Source organism: Candidatus Caldatribacterium saccharofermentans, from assembly GCF_050267035.1.
In the GTDB taxonomy this organism is placed as follows: domain Bacteria; phylum Atribacterota; class Atribacteria; order Atribacterales; family Caldatribacteriaceae; genus Caldatribacterium; species Caldatribacterium saccharofermentans.
In genome coordinates, this window is record NZ_CP187957.1 from 1,619,256 (window position 1) to 1,644,469 (window position 25,214).

At 54.5% G+C, this 25,214-nt stretch carries 30 protein-coding genes; 14 read left to right on the forward strand and 16 right to left on the reverse strand.

Going from position 1 to position 25,214, the window contains the following annotated elements; translation table 11 throughout:
• The 4 genes from ACPT9Q_RS08215 to ACPT9Q_RS08230 all read right to left on the reverse strand — a co-directional run bounded on the left by ACPT9Q_RS08215 (position 1) and on the right by ACPT9Q_RS08230 (position 2,899).
• Positions 1-363, reverse strand: a complete 363-nt coding sequence (locus ACPT9Q_RS08215; RefSeq protein ID WP_017873422.1) for a S1 RNA-binding domain-containing protein — start codon at positions 361-363, stop codon at positions 1-3.
• Positions 364-426: 63 nt separating this feature from the next.
• Positions 427-1,149 carry a YfcE family phosphodiesterase gene (locus tag ACPT9Q_RS08220; RefSeq protein ID WP_017873423.1) on the reverse strand — a complete coding sequence of 241 codons (723 nt, stop codon included), beginning with the start codon at positions 1,147-1,149 and terminating at the stop codon, positions 427-429.
• A gap of 12 nt (positions 1,150-1,161) precedes the next feature.
• Positions 1,162-1,833: a DUF554 family protein gene (locus ACPT9Q_RS08225; protein ID WP_017873424.1), complete on the reverse strand. Its 672-nt coding sequence runs from the start codon at positions 1,831-1,833 to the stop codon at positions 1,162-1,164.
• Complete coding sequence (locus ACPT9Q_RS08230; protein ID WP_427365549.1) at positions 1,817-2,899, reverse strand: AI-2E family transporter; 1,083 nt, start codon at positions 2,897-2,899, stop codon at positions 1,817-1,819. Before ACPT9Q_RS08230 ends, ACPT9Q_RS08225 begins: the two co-directional genes overlap by 17 nt.
• Positions 2,900-2,971: 72 nt before the next feature.
• On the opposite strand from ACPT9Q_RS08230, the gene ACPT9Q_RS08235 reads away from it, so the two are divergent.
• From ACPT9Q_RS08235 to ACPT9Q_RS08245, 3 genes are read left to right on the forward strand one after another with little or no spacing between them, the layout of a single operon-like run.
• The gene (locus tag ACPT9Q_RS08235) at positions 2,972-3,688 is read left to right on the forward strand and encodes a glycosyltransferase family 2 protein (RefSeq protein ID WP_427365550.1); all 717 of its coding nucleotides are present in this window, start codon (positions 2,972-2,974) and stop codon (positions 3,686-3,688) included.
• Positions 3,670-3,870 (forward strand): DUF6485 family protein, encoded by a 201-nt coding sequence (locus ACPT9Q_RS08240; protein WP_017873868.1) that lies wholly within the window; start codon positions 3,670-3,672, stop codon positions 3,868-3,870. The genes ACPT9Q_RS08235 and ACPT9Q_RS08240 overlap by 19 nt, the downstream gene beginning before the upstream one ends.
• Entirely contained in the window at positions 3,848-4,477 is a 630-nt protein-coding gene (locus ACPT9Q_RS08245) for a cyclase family protein (protein ID WP_017873869.1), read from the forward strand. The genes ACPT9Q_RS08240 and ACPT9Q_RS08245 overlap by 23 nt, the downstream gene beginning before the upstream one ends.
• On the opposite strand, the gene ACPT9Q_RS08250 is transcribed toward ACPT9Q_RS08245, so the two are convergent.
• Genes ACPT9Q_RS08250 through nikR form a run of 4 tightly spaced genes read right to left on the reverse strand, consistent with a single transcriptional unit; the run spans position 4,440 to position 7,172 of the window.
• Entirely contained in the window at positions 4,440-5,078 is a 639-nt protein-coding gene (locus ACPT9Q_RS08250; RefSeq protein WP_427365551.1) for a tetratricopeptide repeat protein, read from the reverse strand. The two genes, ACPT9Q_RS08245 and ACPT9Q_RS08250, sit on opposite strands and share 38 nt — an antisense overlap.
• Positions 5,079-5,096: 18 nt before the next feature.
• On the reverse strand, positions 5,097-5,810 hold the full coding sequence (locus ACPT9Q_RS08255) for a B3/B4 domain-containing protein (protein WP_427365552.1): 714 nt from the start codon (positions 5,808-5,810) through the stop codon (positions 5,097-5,099).
• Positions 5,807-6,691, reverse strand: coding sequence for a cation diffusion facilitator family transporter (locus tag ACPT9Q_RS08260; protein WP_427365553.1), 885 nt, complete (start codon positions 6,689-6,691; stop codon positions 5,807-5,809). Before ACPT9Q_RS08260 ends, ACPT9Q_RS08255 begins: the two co-directional genes overlap by 4 nt.
• The gene (nikR, locus tag ACPT9Q_RS08265; protein ID WP_427365554.1) at positions 6,684-7,172 is read right to left on the reverse strand and encodes a nickel-responsive transcriptional regulator NikR; all 489 of its coding nucleotides are present in this window, start codon (positions 7,170-7,172) and stop codon (positions 6,684-6,686) included. Before nikR ends, ACPT9Q_RS08260 begins: the two co-directional genes overlap by 8 nt.
• Positions 7,173-7,182: 10 nt before the next feature.
• Here nikR and ACPT9Q_RS08270 point away from each other — a divergent pair, with 10 nt between their 5' ends.
• The 9 genes from ACPT9Q_RS08270 (at position 7,183) to ACPT9Q_RS08310 (ending at position 17,360) form a co-directional block, all read left to right on the forward strand.
• Positions 7,183-7,701: an ECF transporter S component gene (locus ACPT9Q_RS08270; protein WP_038305325.1), complete on the forward strand. Its 519-nt coding sequence runs from the start codon at positions 7,183-7,185 to the stop codon at positions 7,699-7,701.
• 492 nt (positions 7,702-8,193) lie between these two features.
• Positions 8,194-9,021 (forward strand): IS110 family transposase, encoded by an 828-nt coding sequence (locus tag ACPT9Q_RS08275; protein WP_427365556.1) that lies wholly within the window; start codon positions 8,194-8,196, stop codon positions 9,019-9,021.
• Positions 9,022-9,031: 10 nt separating this feature from the next.
• A complete protein-coding gene (locus tag ACPT9Q_RS08280; protein ID WP_427365557.1) occupies positions 9,032-9,196 on the forward strand; it encodes a hypothetical protein in 165 nt (54 codons plus the stop codon).
• A 34-nt stretch (positions 9,197-9,230) separates the two neighbouring features.
• Positions 9,231-9,827: a class I SAM-dependent methyltransferase gene (locus ACPT9Q_RS08285; protein ID WP_427365558.1), complete on the forward strand. Its 597-nt coding sequence runs from the start codon at positions 9,231-9,233 to the stop codon at positions 9,825-9,827.
• Positions 9,828-9,850: 23 nt separating this feature from the next.
• Positions 9,851-11,035 carry a mannitol-1-phosphate 5-dehydrogenase gene (locus tag ACPT9Q_RS08290; RefSeq protein ID WP_427365559.1) on the forward strand — a complete coding sequence of 395 codons (1,185 nt, stop codon included), beginning with the start codon at positions 9,851-9,853 and terminating at the stop codon, positions 11,033-11,035.
• 6 nt (positions 11,036-11,041) lie between these two features.
• Positions 11,042-12,091 carry a zinc-dependent dehydrogenase gene (locus tag ACPT9Q_RS08295; protein ID WP_427365560.1) on the forward strand — a complete coding sequence of 350 codons (1,050 nt, stop codon included), beginning with the start codon at positions 11,042-11,044 and terminating at the stop codon, positions 12,089-12,091.
• Positions 12,092-12,546: 455 nt separating this feature from the next.
• Entirely contained in the window at positions 12,547-12,789 is a 243-nt protein-coding gene (locus ACPT9Q_RS08300) for a hypothetical protein (RefSeq protein WP_427365561.1), read from the forward strand.
• A 660-nt stretch (positions 12,790-13,449) separates the two neighbouring features.
• Positions 13,450-16,164, forward strand: a complete 2,715-nt coding sequence (locus ACPT9Q_RS08305; RefSeq protein ID WP_427365563.1) for a cation-translocating P-type ATPase — start codon at positions 13,450-13,452, stop codon at positions 16,162-16,164.
• A gap of 65 nt (positions 16,165-16,229) precedes the next feature.
• Positions 16,230-17,360: a site-2 protease family protein gene (locus ACPT9Q_RS08310; protein ID WP_427365564.1), complete on the forward strand. Its 1,131-nt coding sequence runs from the start codon at positions 16,230-16,232 to the stop codon at positions 17,358-17,360.
• A gap of 509 nt (positions 17,361-17,869) precedes the next feature.
• Here ACPT9Q_RS08310 and ACPT9Q_RS08315 read toward each other — a convergent pair.
• From ACPT9Q_RS08315 to ACPT9Q_RS08345, 7 genes are read right to left on the reverse strand one after another with little or no spacing between them, the layout of a single operon-like run.
• On the reverse strand, positions 17,870-18,556 hold the full coding sequence (locus ACPT9Q_RS08315) for an MnhB domain-containing protein (protein ID WP_017873482.1): 687 nt from the start codon (positions 18,554-18,556) through the stop codon (positions 17,870-17,872).
• Positions 18,553-19,086, reverse strand: a complete 534-nt coding sequence (locus ACPT9Q_RS08320) for a hydrogenase subunit MbhD domain-containing protein (RefSeq protein ID WP_017873483.1) — start codon at positions 19,084-19,086, stop codon at positions 18,553-18,555. Before ACPT9Q_RS08320 ends, ACPT9Q_RS08315 begins: the two co-directional genes overlap by 4 nt.
• The gene (locus ACPT9Q_RS08325) at positions 19,080-19,349 is read right to left on the reverse strand and encodes a monovalent cation/H(+) antiporter subunit G (RefSeq protein ID WP_017873484.1); all 270 of its coding nucleotides are present in this window, start codon (positions 19,347-19,349) and stop codon (positions 19,080-19,082) included. The genes ACPT9Q_RS08320 and ACPT9Q_RS08325 overlap by 7 nt, the downstream gene beginning before the upstream one ends.
• Positions 19,346-19,594 carry a hypothetical protein gene (locus ACPT9Q_RS08330; RefSeq protein WP_017873485.1) on the reverse strand — a complete coding sequence of 83 codons (249 nt, stop codon included), beginning with the start codon at positions 19,592-19,594 and terminating at the stop codon, positions 19,346-19,348. The genes ACPT9Q_RS08325 and ACPT9Q_RS08330 overlap by 4 nt, the downstream gene beginning before the upstream one ends.
• Entirely contained in the window at positions 19,591-19,980 is a 390-nt protein-coding gene (locus ACPT9Q_RS08335; RefSeq protein ID WP_427365565.1) for a hypothetical protein, read from the reverse strand. Before ACPT9Q_RS08335 ends, ACPT9Q_RS08330 begins: the two co-directional genes overlap by 4 nt.
• Positions 19,967-21,370: a proton-conducting transporter membrane subunit gene (locus ACPT9Q_RS08340; RefSeq protein ID WP_017873487.1), complete on the reverse strand. Its 1,404-nt coding sequence runs from the start codon at positions 21,368-21,370 to the stop codon at positions 19,967-19,969. Before ACPT9Q_RS08340 ends, ACPT9Q_RS08335 begins: the two co-directional genes overlap by 14 nt.
• On the reverse strand, positions 21,367-21,705 hold the full coding sequence (locus tag ACPT9Q_RS08345) for an NADH-quinone oxidoreductase subunit K (protein WP_017873488.1): 339 nt from the start codon (positions 21,703-21,705) through the stop codon (positions 21,367-21,369). The genes ACPT9Q_RS08340 and ACPT9Q_RS08345 overlap by 4 nt, the downstream gene beginning before the upstream one ends.
• Positions 21,706-22,490: 785 nt before the next feature.
• Here ACPT9Q_RS08345 and ACPT9Q_RS08350 point away from each other — a divergent pair.
• Positions 22,491-23,339: an HDOD domain-containing protein gene (locus ACPT9Q_RS08350; RefSeq protein ID WP_427365567.1), complete on the forward strand. Its 849-nt coding sequence runs from the start codon at positions 22,491-22,493 to the stop codon at positions 23,337-23,339.
• Positions 23,340-23,363: 24 nt separating this feature from the next.
• Positions 23,364-23,867 carry an ECF transporter S component gene (locus tag ACPT9Q_RS08355; RefSeq protein ID WP_051040811.1) on the forward strand — a complete coding sequence of 168 codons (504 nt, stop codon included), beginning with the start codon at positions 23,364-23,366 and terminating at the stop codon, positions 23,865-23,867.
• Here ACPT9Q_RS08355 and ACPT9Q_RS08360 read toward each other — a convergent pair.
• Positions 23,823-25,214: a phosphomannomutase/phosphoglucomutase gene (locus ACPT9Q_RS08360; protein ID WP_427365568.1), complete on the reverse strand. Its 1,392-nt coding sequence runs from the start codon at positions 25,212-25,214 to the stop codon at positions 23,823-23,825. The two genes, ACPT9Q_RS08355 and ACPT9Q_RS08360, sit on opposite strands and share 45 nt — an antisense overlap.

A 25,214-nucleotide genomic window follows, 5' to 3' on the forward strand; every position in this document is an offset into this window, starting at 1 on the left:
TCAGCGTTTCTTTTTCCCGTTCCGGTGCCTCTTGAGGTCTGAGAGCTTCTCTTGACTCTGTTTCAGGAACCGGTTCATTTTCTGCTCGAAACTCGCCCGGCTCCTCTCGAGTTTCTCAAGGTACTCCTTGTCCTCGTTCACCCGCTTGATGGAGAGGTCAATCTTCCCATCAGGAGAGATACCGATAACCTTAACCTTCACCCGGTCGTTGATTTTGAGGTAGTCGTTCACATCCTTCACAAAGTGGTGGGCGATTTCAGAGATGTGCACAAGACCCCGTTTGCCATCTTCAAGCTCAATGAAAGCACCGAAGCGGGTGATGCCCACAACCTTCCCTTCCACGACGCTGTCGATTTCCACCATGAACCTGAAACTATCCTCCCTCTTTAAAAATTGAGCATATTATACAAATCCCCTGAAAAGGTGTCAATGCGCTTCAGGAGAAGGCAAGAGGTCCTCAAGGAACCTCTCTGGAAGCCCACTCCGGGGGTAGGCCTCCTTGAGGGGGGTAAGGTCATACTCACAGCGGCGAAAGGAAACCCAGAGTTTCTCCCCAACCTCAAGCAGGGCCCAGGCTGCCCTCCAGTCACCGTCCTTTGGCCGTCCGACGCTCCCGTCGTTCACGATGAAGAGTCCGTTGACCTCCCGGAAAAAGGGGATATGGGTATGACCGCAGACGAGGACATTGGCGCTTTCGCCAGCCATCATGTGGAGGAAACTCGAGTCCGGCCGGTCGGGGAAGAGATACTCGTTGATCCGACGGGGACTTCCGTGAACAAAAAGGAAACGGAAAGCTCCTGCCTTAAGTTCGTACCGGGGGAGAAGGTTCCGAAGGAACGCCTTGTTCTCCCCGGTCACCGTTCCCTGAGTCCAGGTAAGCGATACGTGCCCCAGCGCCCTTTCTTCTTCTGTTCGGTATGCGCAGCCACAGTCTTCAAGGTCAAACCCCACCCCCTGGTCGTAATTCCCCATGATGGTGGGGATTCCAAGATCCCGCACCGTTTCGATGACCTCATTTGGGAACGGAGCGTACCCCACGAGGTCCCCAAGACACACCATCATATCCACACCGGTTTTTTGGATATCCTCAAGGACACTTTGCAGTGCCGGAAGATTCGCATGGATGTCAGAGAAAACAGCAATGCGCACAGGGGTCACCTCCTAAAGGATACGGATGAAAAGCGCCACAAAGCCAAGAGACGGAAGGAGGTTGGCCACCCGGATTTTCTTGAGGTTGAGGAGATTCAGGGCAATCCCCAGGATAAGGACGCCTCCGGTTGCGGTCATTTCCCGGACAAAGGCTTCTGAGAGGGACGGGGCGATAAATCGAGCAAGAAGCGTGATGCTTCCCTGGACGAGGAGGATGGAAAGGGCTGAGAAAGGAACGCCAATGCCAAGGCTTGCTCCAAGGGCAACCGAGGCTGTCCCGTCAAGGAGAGACTTCGTGTAGAGAATCTGGGGGACTTTCCCCAGGCCGTCCTCAAGAGACCCCATGATGGTCATTGGGCCGATGCAGAAAAGCAGTGTTGCAGCGAGAAACCCCGGAGCAAATGTTCCTGCTTCAGCCTTCAGACGTTCCTCAAGCTGCCTCGAAAAATGTTCCAGACGTCCCTCAAGCTGCAGGAGTTCTCCCAGCGCACTTCCAGCCACAAGGCTCAAGAGGAGAGCCAGGAACTTCTCCCCCCTGAGGACCATGGAGAGCCCAAGAGGTACGCACACAAGCCCCAGGGTATGCATGAGGGCTTCCTGAACACGCAAGGGAAACTTCCCCCGCAGGACCATTCCCAGAAGCCCTCCGAGGACCACAGCTAAAGCGTTACAGAGTGTTCCCATGTTCTGTCACCTTTGTCTTCGTCTTTTTCTGGTGGAGGAGAATACCCTTGAGCACTCCCGCCACAGGAATGGCAGCGATGACTCCCAGGGCTCCGAAGAGCTTTCCTCCCACAAGGAGGGCAAAGAGCACCGTCACCGGGTGCAATCCGGTCTCTTTCCCCATGACCCGGGGGGTAACAACCACGCCTTCGACGAAGTTGATGCCGCTGAAAAGGGCCACAACCCCCACCACATGCCAGAGCGACTTTGTGCTGGCAAAAAGGAGTGCCGGGATAGCCCCCACAATGGGTCCAAGGTACGGGATGACGTCGGCGATTCCGGCGATGATGCCGATGACCAGGGGAAACTCAATGCCCATAGCGAGCAACCCCACGGTTGCTGTGGATCCCACAAAGAGGGAGAGAATCAGCCGACCCCGGATGAAATTGCCGACGACCCTGTCCACATCCCGGAGGATTTCGACGTACTCCCTGTGACGTTCCCTGGGAAGGATTCGCACCAGTGCCCCCCGGATTTTCGCCGCGTCGACCATAAAGTAGTACAGGGCAAAGGGAGTGACGACGAAACCCAGAAAGAGCACGCTCATGAAGAGCGAAACGAGGTTCAGAATGTTCTTCGTGATGGTCTGGAGGTAGTTTTCGAAGTTTCCCAGAAAGTTCCGTAGGAAATCCTCCACTGCCTCGGCAAGATGAAGCTCTGGGTACCTGGCATCCAGGGCCCTGGCTGCTTCAAGGATTTTCCCAACGAAGTCCTCAATGTACCTGGGGGCAGCAGACGCTAGAGCCTTGAGCTGTGACAGGGCTTCAGGGATGATGAGGAAGAAGAGTAGGGCGAAGAAGAGAAGCAAGGCGAGGAAGACGATGACCACCGAGAGTTTCCAAGAAAGCCCTCTTTTGTTGAGGAATCGCGCGGCGGGGGTGAGCGCGTAGGCCAGAAGTCCCCCAAGGACAAAGGGGACAAGAACATCCCGCAGAAGGTGCACAAGGTACAGCGCAAGGGCAAGGATGAGAAGGTAATAGAACCTTTTGAGCCACTCAGTGACTTTTTCTTCTCGTGCTTCTGGCAAGTGGCTTTCCCTTTCGTGCGTTTTATGTATAATATTCTAAGGCTTTCACGCCACTTTGCAAGAGTGAGACCAATGCTTGACGGCCAAAGTATAACTGTTCTTATTCCAGCGTACAACGAGGCTCCGCGGATTGGAAGAGTCCTTGAGGTGGTCTGTGCCGCAGACTTCGTGGACCAGGTGGTGGTCATCGACGATGGTTCACGGGATGACACGGCGTCTGTGGCCTCACGCTTCCCTGTTCTGGTCCTTCGCCATCCCAGGAATTTCGGAAAAGGGAAGGCCCTGGTTTCCGGCATTCGGGAAACGCAAGACAGCGATATCTACCTCTTCATCGATGCGGACCTCCTGTACCTCCAGAAGGAGCATCTTCTGGCTCTGGCTGAGCCCCTCGTCCGGTATCCGTTCCTCGATATGACGATTGGGGTGTTCAAGGGGGGAAGGGGGTCGAGCGACCTTGCCCAGCGCTTCTTCCCCATTCTCAATGGGCAGCGGGCGGTACGGGGGAAATGGGTACGGAATCTCCCCGATTTCTCCTGGACTCGCTTTGGGGTTGAAGTCTTTCTGACAAAGTTTGCCCATGATACCGCGGCGAATATCGAGATGGTCCCACTTTGGGGTCTTGCACACTACCACAAGGAGGAAAAGTACGGCCCGTTCCTTGGGGTGTACCATAGATTGAAGATGTACCTGGAGATTTTTCGAACCTACCTCCTCTATGAAGGACACATCCGGAGGGATCCCAAAGTCGTTGAGGAAAAGGAGGAGCGCGTATGCCCGAGTGTCACCTGAAAGAAAACCTTGCTCAGTGCACCTGTACGTATCTTTCCTGTGCAAAGCGTGGGAAATGCTGCGAGTGTGTGGCGTACCACCGCGCCCATGGGGAAATTCCGGGGTGCTTCTTTCCACCTGACGTTGAGCGAACCTATGACCGCTCCATTCGGAGATTCATTGCGGCGTATCAGAAAGCCTGAAAACCTGATTGTCGACCTCTCCCGGACCCTTGTTCCGGGGGAGTCCTCTTTCTCCGGGGACCCACCCTTCCTCGTTCTCCCCTGGCATCGGCACGATGTCCACGGGTTCGCCACCCGGGCGCTTTTCCTTCCAGAGCATGCGGCAACCCACGTGGATGTTCCCCAGCACTTCTTTGAAAATGCCCCGGGAGTGGAGGCTATCGCTCTTGAACGGTTCTTTGGGCGGGCTCGAGCCCTTGATCTCGGGGGACTTCCCCGTCCTCTTGAGGAGACGCTACTTCGGAAACTCAACGTGGCGGAGGGGGACGTCGTCCTCTTTGTGGGGAACCCAAAGCTCACCGAGGAGGACGCACAGGCACTCCTTGCCTGCGGCGTGAAAGGAGTGGGGGTTGAAGCAGAGAGCATTGACGAACCGCCCTTCCCCTTGCACCGCCTGTTCCTTGGGTCAGGAGTGCTGATTTACGAAAACCTTACCAACGTCGCCTGCCTCGTGGGGAAAGAAGCCCTCTTTTTCGGCTTTCCCCTGAAGGTTTCCTCTGCAACTGCTTCTCCAGTGCGGGCAGTAGCGATTATTTTGTCTTCGGAAGGCGCGAACGAGCTTCCCTGAGCCAGTACTGTCCGGCAGCATCATCCGGTCGAAGCGCCACGTATTTTTCCAGGGCCCAGACGGCGTTATGGTAGTCGCCGGTGCGGAGGTTTGCAATCCCAAGCCAGTAGTAGGCTTTGTCGAATGTTGTGTTGGCCTCGATGGCCTTTTTGAAGTACTCTATGGCGTCGTAGGGCTCACCCCGCTCCAGAGCTACAATACCCTGCTCGTAGTTCTCCCAGGCCTCTTTCCCGTACTGTTTCCAGTTACGAACCTTCCGCAGGAAATACCGGGCTTGCTGGTTCTCTGGGTCAAGCTGCACCACCTTTTCCCAGGCCCAGATGGCCTCATCGTACATGTCCTCTTCCTGATAAGTTCGGGCAAGCCAGATCCAGGCTTTCACAAAGTCGGGTTTCGTGGTGACAGCCTCGATGAAGAACTGAATGGCTTCTTCCTTCCTCCCTACCTGGTAGAGGTTATACCCCTGGTCGAACATCACCTGGGCGTAGCCTTCTTCGGGAACGTCAATGCTATACGGGGCAAAAGAAGGGACTTCCCCATCGGCCCAGGCGAGGGAAACCCAGAGGAACACAAAAGACAGTGCCAGGAATGCGTATCGCATAGGCTCTCCTCCTTTTCCTTATTGTACCACAGGGATCTCAAGCTCCGGGGCATCGTTCTTCAGGACACCCGTTATGACGTGGCAGCCGCAGTACCGGGCAAAAAGGGACGAGGCTTCAGCGAGAATCTCCTCGAGGTTCTCAAGCGTGAAGGGAGGAAGGCAATCGATGTTGATGACCGCGGATACGGTGCTTTCCGTGATTTTCGTCGCGTCCCCCTGTCGCCAGGTCCACTTCCGGCAGAGGACCTTACGGCTATCCCGAAGGATGATTTCGCCTTTTTGCGGAGGTTCGGGCTCGGTACCGTTGAGGGGGATGTACCATTCGTCCCCCTGTGCATAGGTGAGCACGAGGTCTCCCTCAATTTTCCCCAGGTCATCGCCTCCGCAGGGAAGACCATAACGGAGGGACACTGTGTTCATGAGGGCCACAGGGGTATTGATATAGGGGAGAGTACCTCCTTTGAGGACCCTCCGGAGGAGGCTCTCGATGGAGGGAGGATACCGGTTGGGGTTCGTCCCGAACTTCATAAAGGCTTCGCGCCAGCTTGCGATTTTCGGATCGTCCCGGAGGGTTTCAAGGGTGTAGCGTTCCCGGGCAGTGTGTTCTGCTTCCCGGAGAAGACAGACCACGTCTTCTTGCTCGCCGTGGTTCGCCATCCCCGAGAGGACGAGAACACCCCGGAGGTACTCGGGGTACGAGGCGAAAATCGCCGGGTCAATGCGGTACTTCACTGGTGTTCCTCCTTTTCGGTGGTCGGCTCAATGTGCACCGTCACGTCGGTCACACCGTGAAACTTCTGCTTGATGGCCTGTTCCACCTCTTCCGAGATCCGGTGAGCTTCCTCAACGGACATGTTTTCGTCCACAAGGACGTGGAGGTCGAGGTGGATGTCATCGGCCCGTCCACGGGTTCGGATTTTGTGGCATCCCTGGACTTCGGGAATCTCCCGCACGACGTGGGCAATGGCCTCCGGATGGAGCACGTTCGCGTCACAGAGGATGCGAGAACTCTCCCGGATGATGGCAATTCCTGCCCTGACGATAAGGCCGACAATGACGAGTGCTGTGAGGGTGTCCATCCAGGGAAGGCCAAGCCTCACTGCTACGAGCGTTCCAAAGACTCCCAGAGAAACGAAAATGTCACTCTGAGTGTGCAGGGCATCCGCAAGGAGGAAGTCACTCCGCCATTTTCGACCTACCGATTTTTCCCAGAAAACCACAAAGGTATTCACGAGGATAGTGACCGCAACGATGGCAAAGCTTTCAGTTCGGATTTCGGGGATATGGGATGTGCTCAGGCGGGTCCATACCTCACGGATGATTTCTGAAGCTGCACCAAAAAGGAGCATGGCAATGCCCAGGGAAGCAAAAGTTTCGAACTTCTTGTGTCCATAGGGGTGACTGGCGTCTGCTGGACGGAAAGCAAAGGCAAGCCCGAAAAGCCCGATGATGTTTGAGGCCCCATCAGAGAGAGAGTGGAACCCATCGGCGGTGACGCTCGCAACCCCCGCCATTTTCCCGTAGAGGACCTTGGCAAGGGCAACACCGAGGTTGCAGAAAAGGACGTAAAGGAGTGTTCGGCGAAGCGCGACGTATCGTATTCTTTCATCCATGGGAACTCACGCAGGTCACATGGCAGCTTTTGATACCCCTGAGGTTTTTGAGTTTCCGCACAAGGGCAGCGACAGACGCTGCGTCCCCCCGCACAAGCATCACCTCAAGGCAGGTCTTTGTATTGCAGTGCACATGGGTAGTGGAAGCAATGGTATCCCGAAAGGTGTGTTCAAGCTCAAGGAGTCGCTTCGTGCAGTTCCGGACCGTATGGTCGTACACAATGGTGACCGCTCCGAAGACCTCCCCCTCAAGATGCTCAAGGCGCTGCTCGCTCACGAAGCGACGTACAAGGTGCCTCAGGGCTTCGGAACGGTTGGCGAAGCCTTCCCGAGCCAGGGTTTTGTCGAATGCCTCAAGGAGTTGCGCTTCCATGGAAACCCCAAAACGCACAAGATGCATCGCCATACGTTCCCTATTATACCAGGGAACATCTTTCCAGGCAGCAGGTGTTCGTGCTACAATCTTCCATAATCGTGTCACAAAGGGGGTGGTGCTCTTGCAAGTCCGCAACCTCACCAGGGCTTCGGTGCTCCTTGCCCTTGGCATTGTCCTTCCGTCGTTGTTCCATCTTTCAGGCATCCCCGGGCAGGTATTCCTCCCCATGCATATCCCGGCGCTCCTTGGAGGGTTCCTCCTCGGGAGTGGGGAGAGTTTCCTCCTCGGTGTGGTTCTCCCTCCGGTGAATTTCCTGGTGAGCGGCATGCCGCCCTTCCCCAATTTCCTCGTCATGATGGGGGAACTCGGGATGTACGGGCTTGCGAGTTCCCTCTTTTTCCGCCGCCTCCGGTGGGGCATTGTTCCTTCGCTTTTTGGAGCGATGCTTCTGGGCCGTGTGGTGGCAATCTTTGGGTACTTCGTGCTCTTTGCCATCCTGGGGAGAGGCTTCAATGTGCTGGCGCTTCTCCAGAGTCTCTTTGTGGTCTCCCTGCCGGGAATTGCCATCCAGCTTGTGGCGGTTCCGGGACTTACTACGCTCATTCTGAACCGCGAAGCGGCGAGGAATCTCTGAGGCTGCTTCGGAGACAAAACGACGGCCTTGCAGTGACCTTTTCGTGGGTTACTGCGAGGAGTGTAGCCGGAAGCAGCCCCGTATTCCACAAGGTAAAAAGAAGAAAGAGATTGCTTCGGAGACGATACTGCGAGCGAAGCGAAGCAGTCTCACGAGACTGCTTCGCAGACGAAACGACGACCTTGCAATGACCGCCCAAGAGATGAGACTGCTTCGGAGGCAAAACAGCGACCTCGCAGTGACTTCTCCCCAGTCATCGTATATTAAATTCCTGGGAAACCATTTATTCGATGTATTATGAAGAAGGAAGAAGAGAAGGTGGGATAAGGACGCCCAACTGTCATGGTCGGTGAAGACTGCTCGGAATGCTGTCCCCCACCTTCCCCTCTCCCAAGGCTTGGGAGCATTGAGGCGGAAGAGCCTGCATGGTGCACGATGAGAGCCTGAGAGAGGGAGGATACAGGAAGACGAAGAGAAAGGAGGAGAGTACCAGTGGAGAGGAAACTCGTGGTGGGCATTGATGTGGGGAAGGAGCGGTGTGCGGTGAGCCTCTTTGACGGGGAGCGCTTCCGGGACTTCTCCGTCCCTTCCTCTCCCGAGGAGCTTCTGCGGCGAATCACCCCGTACCTCCCTGGGGAGATGAGCAGCGTCCTCTTCGTCATGGAGGCCACAGGGGTCTACCACCTGAAGCTCGCCCTCTTCCTCAAAGAGCGAGGTTACCCGGTGAGCGTGGTCAACCCCTTCGTGGTGAAGAAGTACGCCGAGATGCTCCAGAAAAGAGCCAAGACTGACCCTGTGGATGCCAGGATCCTGGCCCAGTTCGGCTTCTTCGCCTCCCCTCCACCCTTCGTCCCCAAGGACAAGAAAGCCTACCTCCTTGAGGAGATCCAGAAGACCATCGAGGACTACCAGAAAAGGAGGACCGAGATCCTCAACCACCTGGAGGCCCTCCATCACCATCCCTTCCCCCACCCCAGACTCCAAAAGCTCTACGAGGAGGAACTCCAGAGAATCGAAGAGACCCTGAGGACCTTAGAGAAGGAAGCCGAAGACCTGGCCCTCCAGTATGCCTCAAGAGCGTACGAGCTCCTTCTGAGCATCCCTGGGGTAGGGAAGAGGCTGGCCTGTGCCATTTTGGGCATCCTCTCTCCCCTCACCCGCTTTGCAAGGAGTAAGGAACTCGCAAGCTTTCTGGGTCTTGCCCCCCAGATAGACCAGTCCGGGAAGAGGAAGGAACGAGCCTGGATGAAGAAGAAGGGGGAATCCCTTCCTGCGGAAGCTCCTCTTTCTTTCCGCCCTCAGTGCTTCCCGGTTCAATGAGCAGTGCAGGGTGCTCTATGAACGCCTGATTGCCCGGGGGAAACCCAAGAAGGTGGCCCTGATTGCCGTAGCCAACAAGCTCCTCCGGCAGATCTTCGCCATCCTGAGGAGTGGGATTCCCTATGATCCCCATTACTTAGAACGGAAAAGGAGTCTTGCCTTCCAGGGGACTTGACTTTGAACACAGAACATTCTGAGGAGGGAGAAAGATGTCGCAGGATATCCGCGCCTTCTTTAACGAGAAAGCTCCCTTCTGGGACGCCATGCAGGAGGTTCCTGAAGGGAAACTCCGGGCATTGCTTTCGGAACTTCCCATTGTCCGGGGTGGTGTCATTCTTGATGTCGGCTCGGGCACGGGAATCCTCATCCCTTTTCTCCGGGAACTTTTTGCTCCTTCCCTCATCGTGGAGCTCGACCTTGCTGAGGCCATGCTTGCGGAAGCCTGGAAGAAATTCGGGGACGATGGTATCCGGTACGTTCACGGCGACGCAAAAGAAGTGGTGTTCGCCGAGACTTTCGATGCCATCATCTGTTACTCCTCCTTTCCTCATTTCGAGGACAAGGAGGGGACTCTTCGGCACCTCCTTGCTTTCCTCAAGGACAACGGGGTCTTTGCCATTCTCCACACCGCTTCTCGGGAGTACATCAATGCTCTCCACGCACAGAACGAGGTCACCAGAAACCATCTCCTTCCCGAGGGAGACGAAGTCGCCCGAATGCTTGCCGGCCTTGGGCTTTCCGTTCTCATCGTTCGTGATACCCCTGAGGAGTACCTTGTCGCGGGACTGAAAAAGGGCGTACAATAGGGAAAAAGAACTCGAGGTGCACCTTGGGCATCTTCCTGCAGTTTGGGGCAGGTAACATCGGACGGGGATTCATGGCGCAGCTCTTTTTCGAGGCGGGATACGAGGTCGTTTTCGTCGATGTCCGAAAGGACCTCGTTGACCTCCTCAACACCCGAAAGGTGTATCCCCTCCGTATTCTCGATGCGTATACGAAAGAAACCATCGAGTGCTCCATCGGTCCGGTACGGGCGCTCCATGCCTCTGACGTAGAAGCAGTTGCTATGGTGTTTTCTCAGGCTGAGGTCTCTGGAACTGCAGTTGGGGTGAAAAACCTTGAAAGCCTTGCTCCCCTCATAGCTCTGGGAATTAAAAGACGCCGGGAATGCAGCGGGCCACCTCTTGACATCTACCTCTGTGAGAATGCCAAAGATGCCTCAAGCTTCCTCAAAAAAGCGGTTTTCCAGCACCTCACCGGGGAAGAGCAGTTGTGGGCCGAGAAGTATATCGGTTTTGTGGCTACGAGTGTGGCCCGTATGGTTCCCTCGAGAGAAGCGTTCCCGGAGCTTGAGGATCCCCTCCTTGTGGTTGCCGATGCGTACCGTGAGTTTCCTTATGATGCCAGGGCCTTGCGGGCTCTTCCGCCCCGCGTTCAGAGCATGAAACCGGTGGTGAACTTCGAAGCCGAGTTCTTTCGGAAACTCCATACCCACAATCTCGGCCATGCCGCTTTGGCGTACCTCGGGTACCTGAGGGGTCGTACCTACGTCCACGAGGGGTTTTCTGACCCCCTGATCAACGAAGTTTTCGAGAAGGCTCTGGATGAAACAACCGAGGCGCTCTTTCGCCGGTTTCCCGACCTTGACCGGGAAGAGCACAGGAGGATCCGGGAGGACATCCGGGTACGCTTTGGGAATCCCCTCCTTCGGGATACCGTGCACCGGGTTGCCCGGGATCCCCTTCGGAAACTCGCTCCTTCTGAGCGCCTTATCGGGAGCGCTCTGCTCTGCCTCGAGGAGGGGGTGTTCCCTGAATACGTTGCCTGCGTGTGCGCTGCTGCCCTGTGTTACGACTGGCATGGGGATCCTGAGGCGGTTCGGCTTCGGGAGATAATAAAGGAAAAAGGCCTTTTTCCTCTACTTGAGGAGTTCTGTGGTATTCCCCCTGCAAGCCCTCTGGGGGAGCGAATCATTTCCTGGTACGAATTTTGGCGACGCCCACAAAAGGAGTGATGGAACGTGCAAGCGGCGGTTTTCTACGGACCCCTGGATCTTCGGGTTGAGGAACGACCGGTTCCTCAGGTGGGGAAAGGGGACGTGCTGGTGAAGGTTGAAGCGTGTGCCATCTGCGGGACTGATGTTCGCATTTTCCACTTTGGCCACCGGGCCATCACCGGACCCCAGATTCTCGGCCATGAGATTACCGGGGTTATTGCCGAGAAAGGAGAAGGTGTGGAGGGGTACGAGATAGGAGATCGGGTCGTGGTGGACCCGATTGTTTCCTGCGGGCAATGCTTTTTCTGCCAGCGGGGGCTCACGAATCTCTGCCTTGTTTTCAAGGAGAGGACCGAGGCTTTTGGGTACTACTACCCCGGAGGGTTTGCCGAGTACGTCCTTGTACCGGAGAAGGCCGTGCGGCGGGGGAATCTCGTGAAGTTTCCCGAAGGCCTTTCCTTTGAGGAAGCGGCGATCTCCGAGCCCATGGCCTGTGCCCTGAACGGTCAGCTCCTCTCCCGGGTGGGACTGGGTGACCGGGTTCTGGTTATCGGTGCAGGACCGGTCGGATGCATGCACGTAGCGCTTGCTAAGGTCCTTGGAGCAACGAGGGTTTTCGTTGCCGAGATCCAGGAAGCCCGCCTTTCCGAGGCGAAGCGCTTCGGTGCTGACCGGCTCATCAACCCTGCGAAGGAGAACCTGAGAGAGGTTGTCCTTGCGGAAACCCAGGGGATTGGCCCTGATGTCGTCATTGTTGCCGCATCTTCCCGTAAGGCCCAGGAAGAGGCGGTGGAACTTGCTGCCCCCCGGGGACGGGTGAACTTCTTCGGAGGTCTTCCCAAGGACGACCGTATGGTCCAGGTCGATGGCAACACGGTCCACTACAAGGAGCTCTTCATCCACGGGACCTCAGGGGCCACCACCGCCCACATCCGTACCTGCCTTGACCTTATGGGTGCAGGACGCATCGATGGCAAAGCGTACATTTCGAAGGTCATCTCCCTCCAGGAACTCCCCGAGATGCTCCGGGAGATTCAAAAGGGGCCATACCTCAAGGTGGTCGTGAAGCCGTAAGGGAAGTATTGCGGGTTTTAAGCTAAAGAGGGGAATCTTCTGGGAAAAAGCAGGGCCTCTTTCCGGGTCATCTGCAGGAAAGATTGGAGCACCCCTGTCAACCCAAGGATGCCGGCAATTCCTCGATGACCCGATTGGCTTAAGAAAAAAGAGGGGGATTGACCTTTCCTGGAAGCCCTGGTCCTTCCCCCAGGAAGAACATCCTCCTCAGAAACCGGGAACTTACCGCCGGTCCCGAGGTGATCAGCCTCTCTTCTGGCGAGGCTTTCCCTTCGCCTCATGAAATGGGGAAGAGGAGTAGCCCACAGATATCTTTCCGAGCCCTGAAATTCAACGGTGCTCAGTGTGACGCGACATTCTGAGAGCCCAAAAGCGTAAGCTTCCTCCCTTCGCCCTTTCCCCTGAAACCGTAAAACACCATCCCGGTGATGCGGAAAGCAGTGAGTACTCTCCGCATGACCCTCAAGGCCCTGGCGAGAGTACGTCTTGGGTTCCTGCGATATGAGGTGACCGTAATCCTCTGGATGGGTGAGGTTGAGGAGGAGAAACCCATAATGAGAGAGTTCAGGAGTGGAGAGGGTTTTAAGAAACATCCCTACAATAGGTTGACACTATCGGACCTATACAGGCTGTGGATAGGTTCACAGAGATCTGCAACAGGTAGGGTAGACAAAAAGGTGCAGGACCCTGTATCCTAACTCAGGTGTCGAAAACCCTAAGAGAAGGGAGGCCCTGCACCTACATGAAGAGTAGCACAAAGGGAGCAAAAAGTCTATCGGCATATTCTGGAGATCCTCACCTTTCGGGCTTCTCCACGGGGAGTGCCATCGGGAAGCTTTCCAGAATCCATGGACTCTCGAAGAAGGGAGGATCCTTGAAGTCCTCGACTTTGCTCAGCCCCCACCCTGTGGCTGTTACTTGCGAAAGATGGGATAGCCCGGAGCCTCCTTTCGGTGGAAGAAGAAGTGGAACCCCAGAAACCTCAAAAGCCTCGGAGATAGATCCAGAAGACCCAAAAAGATCCGGAAGCCCCAGTGGACACCGGAGCTTGTGGAGGGAATTCAAAAACTCCGGGAGAAATATTCGCTTTTCGAAGACAAGGCTCGCCGTCCTCCTCAGGAGAGAGGGTTTCACTGTTTCTTCAAAGATAAAGTGGACCTTTTGCAACCATGGGGTTCCACCTCGAAAGGCGGACAGAAGAAGTGTACAATAGGAGAAAACCCACTGGAACTTGAGGAGGGGACCCCAGGAAGAGCTGAGAGGCACTGGACTTTCTGAACACCCCGTAGATGCGAACCTGTGCGCCATCAACGGGTCCTTTTTCAGAACACATTTTCAGCTCTTAGGGAGGTGGGGCTGTGAAGGAGCAGACTCAGGGTGATAACTGGCACGCTATAGGTGTACAGGAGGTACTGGGACGTCTTAAGACTTCTGAGAAAGGTCTGACAACTGAAGAAGCCCTGCGTCGTCTGGAAGAAGTGGGTCCTAACTCTCTGGAGACAGAAGAAGGAACAAACCCTCTCCAGCTCCTCGTAAGGCAGGTTCGCAACCCCTTGATTTACCTGCTTATCGGGGCTGCCATCCTTTCTCTTTTTATAGGACATACCATTGATGCGATGGTGATCGCCGGTGTGATCGTCCTGAACACCCTGCTTGGTTTCATTCAAGAATGGCGAGCTGAAGAAGCATTGGCTGCGCTGCGTCGCATGGCCTCTCCCCACGCCCGAGTCTTGAGAGATGGGATCCCAAAGGAAATCGATGCTACTGGGGTGGTGCCGGGAGACGTCCTTGTCCTTGAAACCGGCGCCCGGGTTGCTGCAGACGCCAGGCTTATTTCGGCCAAGGAATTGGAGGTGGATGAATCGGCCCTCACGGGTGAATCAGTGCCGGTAGCAAAGAAAGTAGGGGTTCTGGACCCGGATACCCCCTTGGCAGATCGGAAAAACATGGTCTATATGTCCACCAGTGTGACCGGTGGCCGGGGTCTGGCAGTGGTTGTGGCAACGGGCATGAGGACTGAGATTGGCAAAATAGCTGCCCAGGTCAGCGCCACAGAGAGAGAAGAAACACCCTTGCAAAAAAGAATGCATAAGCTGGGTATTGTTATTGGAGTCGCCGGTATTGTCCTGGCTGCCTTCGTCTTCATCCTGGGACTCCTTCGCAGTTATAAGCCGGCAGAGATGTTGATGTTCTCGGTGGCGGTAGCCGTCTCAGCAATTCCTGAAGGTCTTCCTGCGGTTATCAGTGTGACTCTGGCTCTGGGCGTTCGACGTATGGCTTCCCGGAATGCCCTTATCAGGCGCCTTCCTGCGGTAGAAACCCTTGGCTCTGTCACGGTAGTCTGCTCTGACAAAACAGGCACCATTACGAAGAATCAGATGACCGTTACGAGAATTTGGGCCGGTGGTCGAATCTATGAGTTCACCGGAGAAGGCTACACACCTGAAGGTGAGATCAGGACAGAAGGAGGAGAAAAGCTTGAAGAACTTCCCGATGACCTTAAGAAATTGCTCGAAATTGGGCTTTTCTGTAATAATGCCGTGCTCAAGAAAAAGGAAGGTCAATGGGTAGTCGAGGGCAATCCGAGCGAAGGTGCGCTGATAGTTGCCGCCATGAAGGCAGGACTGGAGAAGACTGCAGAAAAGGAGGAGAGGCTATCGGAAATTCCCTTCTCCAGTGACGCCAAGTACATGGCTACCCTCCATCCAGATAGGGAATCCGGTGGTCGTGTTGCCTATGTCAAGGGGGCTCCAGAGCGTATACTTGAATTTTGCTCCCATGTACTGAAGGACGGACAGCCTGTGGAACTGGATGAAACCCTCCGTAAAGAGATAGAGGGAATAAACGAAGATTTTGCGTCTAAAGCTCTCCGGGTGATGGCCGGGGCTTACCGAAAGTTCGGGGATAAAGAGAAGCTTGAGCGTAGCGATGTGGAAGAAGGGTTGGTATTTGTCGGGCTTTGGGGGATGATTGACCCCCCGCGTGAGGAAAGTATCGAGGCAGTTAGAGCTGCTAAAGAAGCGGGAATCAGACCGGTTATGATCACCGGTGATCACGCTGTAACCGCTCTCGCCATTGCTAAGCAGGTGGGGATTGTCGATAACGGAAAGGTGATCACGGGCAAAGAAATCGACGAGATGGAAAACCCGGTACTTGCCCGGGCGGCTCTGGAGTACGGCGTTTTTGCTCGAGTCACTCCTTTTCACAAACTCAAGATCCTCAAATCCCTCAAAGAACAGGGCCACATCGTAGCAATGACCGGTGACGGAGTAAACGACGCCCCTGCTCTCAAAGGTGCAGACATCGGCATAGCCATGGGCATTGCGGGCACAGAAGTGGCTAAAGAAGCCTCTGACATGATCCTGATGGACGATAACTTCGCCACCATTGTCAAAGCGGTAGAAGAGGGGAGGAGAATTTACGATAACTTACGCCGAGTGGTGTTCTTCCTTCTTTCCACGAATCTTGGAGAAATCCTGACCTTTATGGCTACCTTGATACTTGGCCTGGAATTGCCTTTAACCGCGGTCATGGTGCTCTGGGTCAATCTGGTTACCGATGGGGTTTGCACGGTTCCACTGGGCATGGAGCCTGGACACAAGGACATTCTCAGGCGGCCTCCTCGAGACCCCAAGGAGTTCATAATTCATCGTGCTGTCCTTCTAAGAATGGTCCTCCTGACTCCCGTAATGGCTGCAGGAACTTTAGGACTCTTCTGGTATGCCCGACAAAATGGCAGTCTGGATTACGCCCGGACTGTGGCTTTCACCGTAATGGCGGCTTTTCAGTGGTTTCAGGCCTTTAATGCTCGTTCCACTTTTAGCTCGATTTTCTCTGTGGGGTTTTTCACCAATCGATGGATTCTCCTGGGTATAGGCATTGCCGTTATGCTCCAGGTGGGTGCAGTCCACTTGCCCGTTGGGCAGATGCTCTTTAGAACCACAAGTCTTTCCTTGGGCGACTGGGTTTCCATTATGCTTGTAGCAAGCACAATATGGGTAGCAGACGAAATATGGAAATTGCTGCGTCTGTATGGAAATCCCGGGAAAAAGACAATGTTCGGGAAACAATAGTGCTCATTGCGCCTGTGCGTACCGATGGGGGATTCGATTTTACCCGATAGGCTTGGAGGTCTCACATGTTTGGAAAGCGTGTCGATTTGTTCAGACTTTTTGGATTTGAGATTCGCATTGACCTGAGCTGGGTGCTCCTGGTAGTTCTCGTTGCCTGGTCCCTTTCGACGGGGCTCTTTCCATTCCGTTATGAGGGCCTTTTGATGCAAATCTACTGGATCATGGGAACCGTAGGTGCCATAGGGCTATTTCTTTCCATTGTCTTCCATGAAATGGCCCATTCTCTTGTTGCTCGGCGGTTCGGAGTGCCGATCAAAGGGATTACCCTTTTTCTTTTTGGTGGAGTTGCGGAGATGAAAGGAGAGCCTCCCAGCGCTAAGGCGGAGTTCGTGATGGCCCTGGCTGGACCTCTTTCCAGCATCATCCTGGCAGCGGTCTTTTATGGGCTCTCCCAAATTGCTAAAAACGCCGGATGGCCCGAGCCCGTCTATGGGGTAATCAGATACCTGGCCTGGATCAATGCAATTCTGGCTGCCTTCAACCTCATTCCTGCCTTCCCACTTGATGGAGGCCGCATGCTGCGTGCCGCGTTGTGGGGCTGGAAGAAAAATCTGCGATGGGCAACCCGGGTTGCCGCCGGAATTGGCTCCGGATTCGGTCTATTCCTCATTTTTATGGGAATTCTCCAGTTTTTCGGCGGTAACTTCATTGGCGGAATGTGGTGGTTCTTTATCGGAATGTTTCTCCGAAACGCTGCGCAGACGTCGTATACCCAGCTTCTTGTGCGTAAGGTGCTGGAAGGAGAGCCGGTTGAGCGTTTCATGAAGAAAGACCCGGTGACGGTACCGCCCTCCACGACTGTGGAAGAACTGGTAGAAGATTTCATTTATCGCTATCAGTTCAAGCTATTTCCAGTCGTTGAAGAAGGAGGCCAGCTTCGGGGCTGTGTCACCATGAAACAGGTGAAGGATATTCCCAGACAGGAGTGGCAAACGAAGACGGTTGGAGAAATCGCTGTCGCATGTTCCCCGCAAAACAGCATCGATGCGAAAGCCGATGCTTTGGAAGCCTTAGCGCTCATGAACCGGACCGGCTCCAGCCGTCTTATGGTCACAGAGGGCAACCGACTGGTGGGCGTCATCAGTCTTAAAGACATGATGAAATTCTTCGAACTGAAAGTTGAACTTGAACCATAGCTACCTGCGTCAGGTTTTGCCGTTTGTGCGAGGCGAAAGAGCCAAACAGCGTCCCGCGCCGGTTGAGGTCCTTGAAGATTCCTTTCTCATTTCCTTCTCGTCATCGAGCTTGATCACAGGGCAACGTACATGGGTTCCTGGTCGTTTTTTCTGGAGATGGAGGGGGAAATTCTGCCTGGGAATGCCGCACAGCACTTCACCACCAGGCTTTCACCTGTTCCCGGTGGTCTTGATGCGCCAGAAGATGTGATGAAACAGGGGAAGTTCCGTAAACCTTCGGAAACACAGAGGTTTTTCAGGTGCTTGTGCTCGCAGCTAAGGGTGGGGATGGTCTTAGAAAAGAGAAAGGAATCAAAATCGGCAGGTTCTGGGCTGGGCTTTCCCCAGGATTGGCGTTTCTCGCCTGGCAGAGCTCTTTACTCCTTCCTCTGGCGTATCTTTGCCCAGAATAGCGTGTTTTTGTCTGGTGCTGGTGATAGCCGGTTTGGTGCTTTTTGAAAGATGCTGGTTCAGAGAATTCCTCGACTTTGAATAAAGTGGTAGACGATGCTCCAGGTGCCCAGGGTTACTTTGAGAAAGATGAGGAGGTTGTAAAGAGGGATGTACCCAGCGCTCAGTAATGTACCCGGATTTCCCAGGGGTAGTTCAATGCCCCATAAGTCGAGGATTGCCAGAGACAGGAATGTCGTTATCAGCCCTTGCTCCAGAAGGTGATTCCGGTTGACAGAGGCGATTTGCTTTTCCAGGACGAAGATTCTGCCAGTGATGGCCAGAAGAAAGAACGCGGTGCCTCCGGCAACACCTGCAGCGAAACCGCCTCCAGGAGTAAGGTGTCCAAAGATGGCAAGATAAACCCCGGAAAGGAAAGCAAAAAAGGCCAGAAATCTGAGCGTGATGGCTGTTGCCGGATCGGTCAGACAGACGAATTGCGTTGTCTTTCCCAGAAACCGGGAATAGAACGCCACACCTCCAGCGGCAACGGTGAAAACCAGAAACTCGAACACGGTATCGTAAAGTCTCGTGGAGAGGTACACTGCGCTAACGATGTTTGTAGCCCTGGTTTCTTCGAAGAGCCTTGTTACGAGTTCCTGGCTCTCAAGTCGAGAGAAGATCATCGGTTCCTGGAAAAGGAGAAGCAATACTCCCACCGTGGTCATCATGCTTGTGACCAGAAGAGTCCGGAATGCGCCCTTCATACTTCTTCCTCGCCAGTGTTGCAAGAAAAAGCTTGGAACAACTTCATGAGGTCACTCTTTTTGGGGAGGATCAGAACGGCTTCGGTCTTTCCTTTAATGGGGAGAACTTCCAGATCGGGTCGCGAGAGAGGAAAAGCAGTGCTGTAGATGAGATCAAGGTAACCTTCTTCAAGTGCTTCGGTAGCCTTCTGGATTGCCTGGTAGTTTACCAGTTCTACCTCGTATCCTTTGGCTCGGGCGTACTGCTCAAGAAGGTTCTGGATCTCTCGAGAAGCTGCATCCTGGGATACAAGGCACCCGATGCGGATCCTCCCCAGGCTTTTAAAGGCGGTGATGTACACAAAAGTGGAAAGTGCCACACCCAGAAGTCCTTCGGCCAGGGCTACGTCAGGGGCTTTGCAGGCAGCATAAAGCGCTACAGCCAGAGTTCCCAGAATCGTCCGGCCAAAGATTGCTTCAAGAGGTCGTTTTCGGGTCACGGTGTAGAACGCTGCAACCAGCATGAAAACCACGATACCTATTTTCAACATCGTTTTGACCTCTCAAACATTGATTTGGCGAAGACGTGCGCCATGATCGACCCTGTAACGAGGCTCAGGAAAAAAACGAAAAGGACCCGGGGGAAAGCCTCCGTCCATTTTGTAGCTACTCCGAGCATAATAAGCCCTGCCCCTAAGGTATCGGCGATGCCGAAAAAATGAATCCGCTGGAAGTTATTCCGCGCGCAAATCATTCCCACACTCCCATAAGCAGTCAGGACGAGCCCCATGATAAAGAGGAAATGGTAGATCACTCCAGATCCCTCCTGGTAAGCACGTAACCGATGAAGATCATTTCCACAGCGCTAAAAAGAGCGTAAAAGAAAAAAACTTCCAGGATAAAAATGTCTCTGGTAGAAAAGGCATAGAGAAATATCAGAACGGTAATTTTCGAAGAGAGGCTAGCGACGTCAAGGAGTTTCTGGTAGCGATCCTGGACGAATATGAAATGGAGAAAAATGATTGTGAGGATAGCGAGATAGATACCAGAGTAGATCAACGTCCTTTCTCCTCCTTTATCGAATGAATGAGGAGTTCTCCTTTTTCCTCTTTGATCACCAGGGTGTAGGGGGTGAGCGTGATGAGGACTGTCTTTTCGAACAGTTCTTCTTCTCCAGTGGGTATGCTCTTCCATAAGAATTGTGAGGAATGATTGTAGAGTCGCGCAAGAAGGGTAAGGGCCTGCCAGAGTGCTTCGAGGAAGAAGAGAGGAAGTTTCAATGTAAAGAGCACCATGTGTTTTGGGGTAATGTGGGGCGTGACGATGCAAATACCCATGAAACTTGCCCCTGCCCCTAAGGCAAGGAGCCAGAGGCTGCGCCACCCGGAGAGTACCGTCCAGAAGAGCATTCCTAAGAGGAAGAACAGCCATTTACCTACAGGCACTCATCACCACGCACAGTGCAAAGAGAATGAGGTAGAGAAGGGCGGCATTCTCGAGCCGTTCCAGGACCCGGGGGAGAGGCTTGCGATATCGTGCTCCAAGGAGGGCCACAAGAACCCCCAGGAGAAGTATTCCCGTCGATTCGAGGTCTTTCCTGCCCCAACCAAAGAGGGGAAAAAACGTGAAGAAAGCCAGCAAAGCATGGCCGAGGATGTTTTTGGGTATTTCTCCCCATTCCAGCCTGGGAAGGGAGAAGAAAAACGGAGCAAAAACCGCTGCCGTTCCAATACTCACTCCATAAAGAATAGGTCGTTGCCACCATGCAGTTCCCACAATGAGCATTTCTTTCGAGAAACCGCCAACGGTCCAGGGGAGTCCAGCAATGGACAGGGCAGGAAGGGCGATCAGAGACCAGGTAACAATCGGCAATCGATGTTGAGGCAGCGCTCTGGTATCGTGGGTTGGGAGGAGATCAGCTCCCAGAAAAAGCCATGACTTGAAAACGCCGTGGGCAAAGACGTAAAAAATACCGGTTTCCGGAGCAGTCAGGATGTACCCTATTTGGGAGAGGGTGCTGTAGGCCAGGATGCGTTTGTAGTGTTTTTCGTGGAATGCAAAGATTACCCCCAGAATTGCCGAAATGACTGCAAAGAACGGAACCACTTCAAAGTGGTTGCCTAAAGCGGGTCGGAGACGCAAAAGCGCGTAAAGTCCTGTTTTCACCGCAATACCGGAAAGAAGTGCTGATACCTCGCTTGAGACACTCGAGTGGAGATCGACCAGCCACATGCTGAAGAGGAACAGCCCAGTTTTCCCCAGAAGTCCGGCAATGAGAAAGCCTGCCGGAATTCCTGTGATGGTTATCGAGGAGACCCGAAAACTTCCTTCGGCCAGAAAAACCATTCCTACCCCGAGGAGATAGAGATTCATGGCGCTTGCGACGAGGAGCAAATACTTCATCCCCGCCCAGAGGGGTTTGGTTTCTCCGGTTTTTCCAGCCAGGAGGAAAACCAGAATGGTGAGGAGCTCCAAAAGAACGTAGAGATTGAAGAGGTCACTGGAAATAAAGAGGAGATTCCCCGCGCCCAGAAAAAGGAGGAGTAGAAAAACAAAGAAGCCGTCCTGTTTTTTGCTCTCCAGGGAGATGGCTACGGCGAACCACACCACCGCGAGGGTGAGCAGGAAAAGGCGGGAGAGCTCGTCAATGACGAGTTCCACTCCAAATGCGCTTTTCAGGAACCATCTTGTGTTTTCGCTCTTCTGCCAGAGAATGGTGACAATGATGAGATTGATGATACCGGCGCCCCAGAGCACGGGCTTTTGGAATTTCCGCGAAAAGCCCAAAAGGGCGCTTGCAAAGAGACAGAGGTTATAGAGGACAAACGCCGTCATCCTCCGCTTTCCTCTTCGAGTCTTTCTGTGTCTACTGACCGCAGTCGCTGAACAAGGATCATGGCGTAGACAAGAGAAATAGCCAGGATGGCAAAACCGATGACGATGGCTGTGACGATCACGGCCTGGGGTACGGGATGAGCGTACGAAGAAGCCCCTTCGGTAAGGATGGGGACGTTATCCCCGGAACGCGAGGAAAGGACCACAAAAAGGCTGATTACGCCGGTATTCATGACGTCCAGGCCCACAATCTTCATGAGAAGATTTCGACTGAGGACAACTCCTGAAAGTCCCAGGAGAGCTATGAAAACACATCCTATTTCCGGAATGGTCATCGTCTTTCTTCCCGGTTGCTTTTGCGGCTTTGGTGGTATTATACCATTTTTTGCAAGGTTTCCCGGTCCTGTAGTGCTACCTGTGGTTTCCCCCTTTTTGGAATTCCAGATGGATATGGTTTTTGACGGTGTCCATCACATGGGGGAGACCGCCCTCCTTTTGGGAAATGAGAATGAGGAGAAGACACTGTTCAGAGAGATTGGGAATGGCCCATTATCGGGTTACCGTAGATGGCAAGGTTCTGAAAGCTCCTCCCTGAAAATGGTCCGGTCAGGCTTGTGAAGAGGTCTTCGGCCAGAATTCTTGAGGTCCAGGTTGCAGAGGGAATCCAGACTACGCCGTACGAACGCACCGAAAGGAGCTGTAGCGAAAGTTGGCCCGAGGGAGCGAGCTGGCAACAGTATCGGGCGCGTTTGCCGCTGTGGTGCCGAAGGTGAAGGGGGATTTGAGGCTGGCTTTGAGGGTGTTTTTTGGGTGGTGACAGACCTGCCGAGCCGGCGTGAGACGCCGCCTGTGCACGACCATCGTTGCGGGACGTCTGAACCGGGAATTCGGGGTGATCGACCATCAGCATCCAGACACGGTGGAGTGCTGGATGCAAAAAGTGAGCGAAAACGGGTTGAGCCAGCAGAGTATACGGCAATCCTGAGACGGCTTGAGAGAGTTCTCAAACTCGAACTGGGGACATTCGCTTGTGGATTTCTGGCAACGATTTTTCTCCTTCTGGAAGAGACAGGGCGCTTTTTGTGTTCTATAATGAGCAAAAGGATTTCTGGAGGGGGATATGGGTAAGCTCACACTCCCGGCGCTGGTGCGAGCGGTTGAGGATTTACCGGCCTTACCGGCAGTGGTGCAGCGGGTTATCGCGCTCACAGAAGACCCGAGGTCTACCGCCCGGGATATCAACAACGTGCTCACACAGGACCAGGGGCTCACAGCCAAGGTCCTGCGCCTGGCGAACTCGGCGTTCTATGGTTTTCCTCGGCGCATTTCCACCGTCACCGATGCCACGATTCTCCTTGGCTTCCAGACCATCCGGAGCATTGTTCTTGCAGCCTCGGTCAGCGAGATGATGAAAAAGGAGCTCAAGGGGTATGCTCTGGAGCGGGGGGAACTCTGGAGGCATTCCCAGGCAACGGCTGTGGGTGCCCGCATGCTGGCAAGGGAGGTGAAATTTTCCCGCCTTGAAGTGGCCTATACGGCGGGCCTGCTCCACGACATCGGGAAACTCGTCCTCGACACCTATCTGAGGGATGAATACGAGGCAGTGCTTGAGAAGGTCGAAAAGGAGAATGTGACGTTCCTTGAGGCCGAAGAAGCCCTTCTGGGGTTCCACCATGCCCTTGTGGGAGCAAAAGTTGCCGAAAAGTGGAATCTTCCCCCGGAGCTCGTTGAGGCCATTGGGTTCCACCACGAACCGGAGCGAGCTCAGGAAAACCCCAAACTCACCGCTATTGCTCACATTGCGGACTGCATGAGCGTGAGCCTTGGCATGGGGGTGGGGGTTGACGGTTTCCTCTACCGCATTTCCCCAAAGGCGGCGGAGCTTTTAGGTCTTCAGGAGGACCAGGTGGACCGCCTCCTTGCGAATCTCATGGAAGTTCTGGTCGATGAGGATACCTTTGGGGAATGACTCGGTCCCTGTGGGGGTGGAGCGATGGAGGACAGGGTGAAAATTCTGGTATATGGGGCTTTAGGTATTGCCCTTGTGGCTTTGGCCACAATGAGCATCCAGATTCCGGTACCCCAGACCCGGGGGTACATCAACCTGGGGGACACGGTGATTTTTGTTTTTGCCATGCTCTTTGGAGCCCGGATTGGAGCGCTCGCTGGGGGTGTAGGGTCGGCGCTGGCCGACCTCCTCACAGGATACGCGCACTGGGCACCTTTTACGCTTGTCATTAAGGGGATTGAAGGGCTTCTTGTGGGCCTTTTGGCCTCAGGAGAAAAGAGCTATCCCGTTCGGGTTCTTGTGGGCCTTCTTGCAGGCCTTGTCATGGTTTTCGGGTACTTCCTCACCGAAGTCGTCCTCTACGGGGTTGGAGCAGCCCTGGCCGAACTTCCGGGGAACTTCATCCAGGCTGGGAGTGCGGTGGCGATCGGCCCCCTTGTTGTCTTAGCTCTCCAGAGAATTGCGAGGGCCATAATCCGCCGAATCTGAGGAGAGTTTCTCCAGGACCTCCCTTGCAATTTCTGGAAAGGCCGCAAGGAGGCGGTGCACAAGGGAGGGGATGGCTTCTCTGTCTTTCCCCTCAAAGCGAAGGGTGTACACGGGCTCGGTCACGGATTTCCTGATGAGCGCCCAGCCCTCTTCCCACTCCACCCGCAGGCCGTCGAGTTTCAGGATGTTGCCGCTTTGCAGAGTGCTCTCAAGGAGGGGAAGGAGGTTTTCCCGCCCTTTCTGAGGGATACGGATATCCGGGGTTACGAAACTCTGGGGGAAAGCGGCGATGATGGACGAAAGAGGTTCGCTGTTTTTGCTCAGGAGGGTGAGGAAGAGCGAGGCAGCGTAGAGCCCATCGTCTCGTCCGAGTTCTCGGAAGAAGTAGTGGCCGCTGATTTCTCCGGCCATCACAGCGTTTTCCTCAAGGAGCCTCCGCTTGATATAGGCGTGGCCTGAGCGCTCCGGAATGGGGATGCCTCCGGCGCGGCGCACCTCTTCGGGGACGACAGAGGAACACTTGAGATCATAGACGAACTTCTTCTCCCCAGGAATAGGGGCGAAGTGCTGGCGGATGAAGAAGATCATCCCCTTTTCTCCCTCAAGCACCGTCCCATCGTCGGCCACAAAGACCACCCTGTCTCCGTCACCGTCAAAAGCAATGCCAACATCGGATCTCGTTTCCAGAACTTTTTCCCTCAAGGCTTTAAGGTTTTTCGCCTGCGCAGGATTGGGAGGACGGTTGGGGAAAGTACCGTCTGGGGTGCAGAAGAGAGGAACGACTTCGTGTCCCAGAGAGTGGAGGAACCTCGGAGCGAGTTCAGAGTAGCATCCATTCCCGCAATCCACGACAACCCGCAGGACACGCTGAGGAAGAAGAACCCGGGAGGTGAGGAAAGTCAGGTACTCCTCTGTGAGATTCATGCTCAGGAGGCGACCTCTTACACTCTTGCGAAACGCCCGTTCTTCCACTTGCCGGGCCAAAGCGGTGAAGTCTTCGGGGAAGGGAGGACGGTGAGCAAAACCGATTTTGAGGCCGTTGTACTGGGGAGGGTTGTGGGAGGCAGTAACCATAACCCCTGCCGGGGTACGGAGATGGTCGATGGCGAAGTAGAAGAGGGGTGTAGGGACAGTACCCAGGTCAACTACGTTTCCTCCACTGTCTCGAAGCCCCTCAATGAGCGCCTCCTTGAGGGAAGGAGTGTGGGTGCGGACATCCCCGCCCACAGCGAAAGAGGTCCCCTCAGGGAAAGAGGAGGCGAAAGCCCGGCCGATGAGATAAGCAACCTCTGGGTTCAGTTCTTCAGGGACTGTGCCACGGATGTCGCAATCTTTAAAGATGCCCAC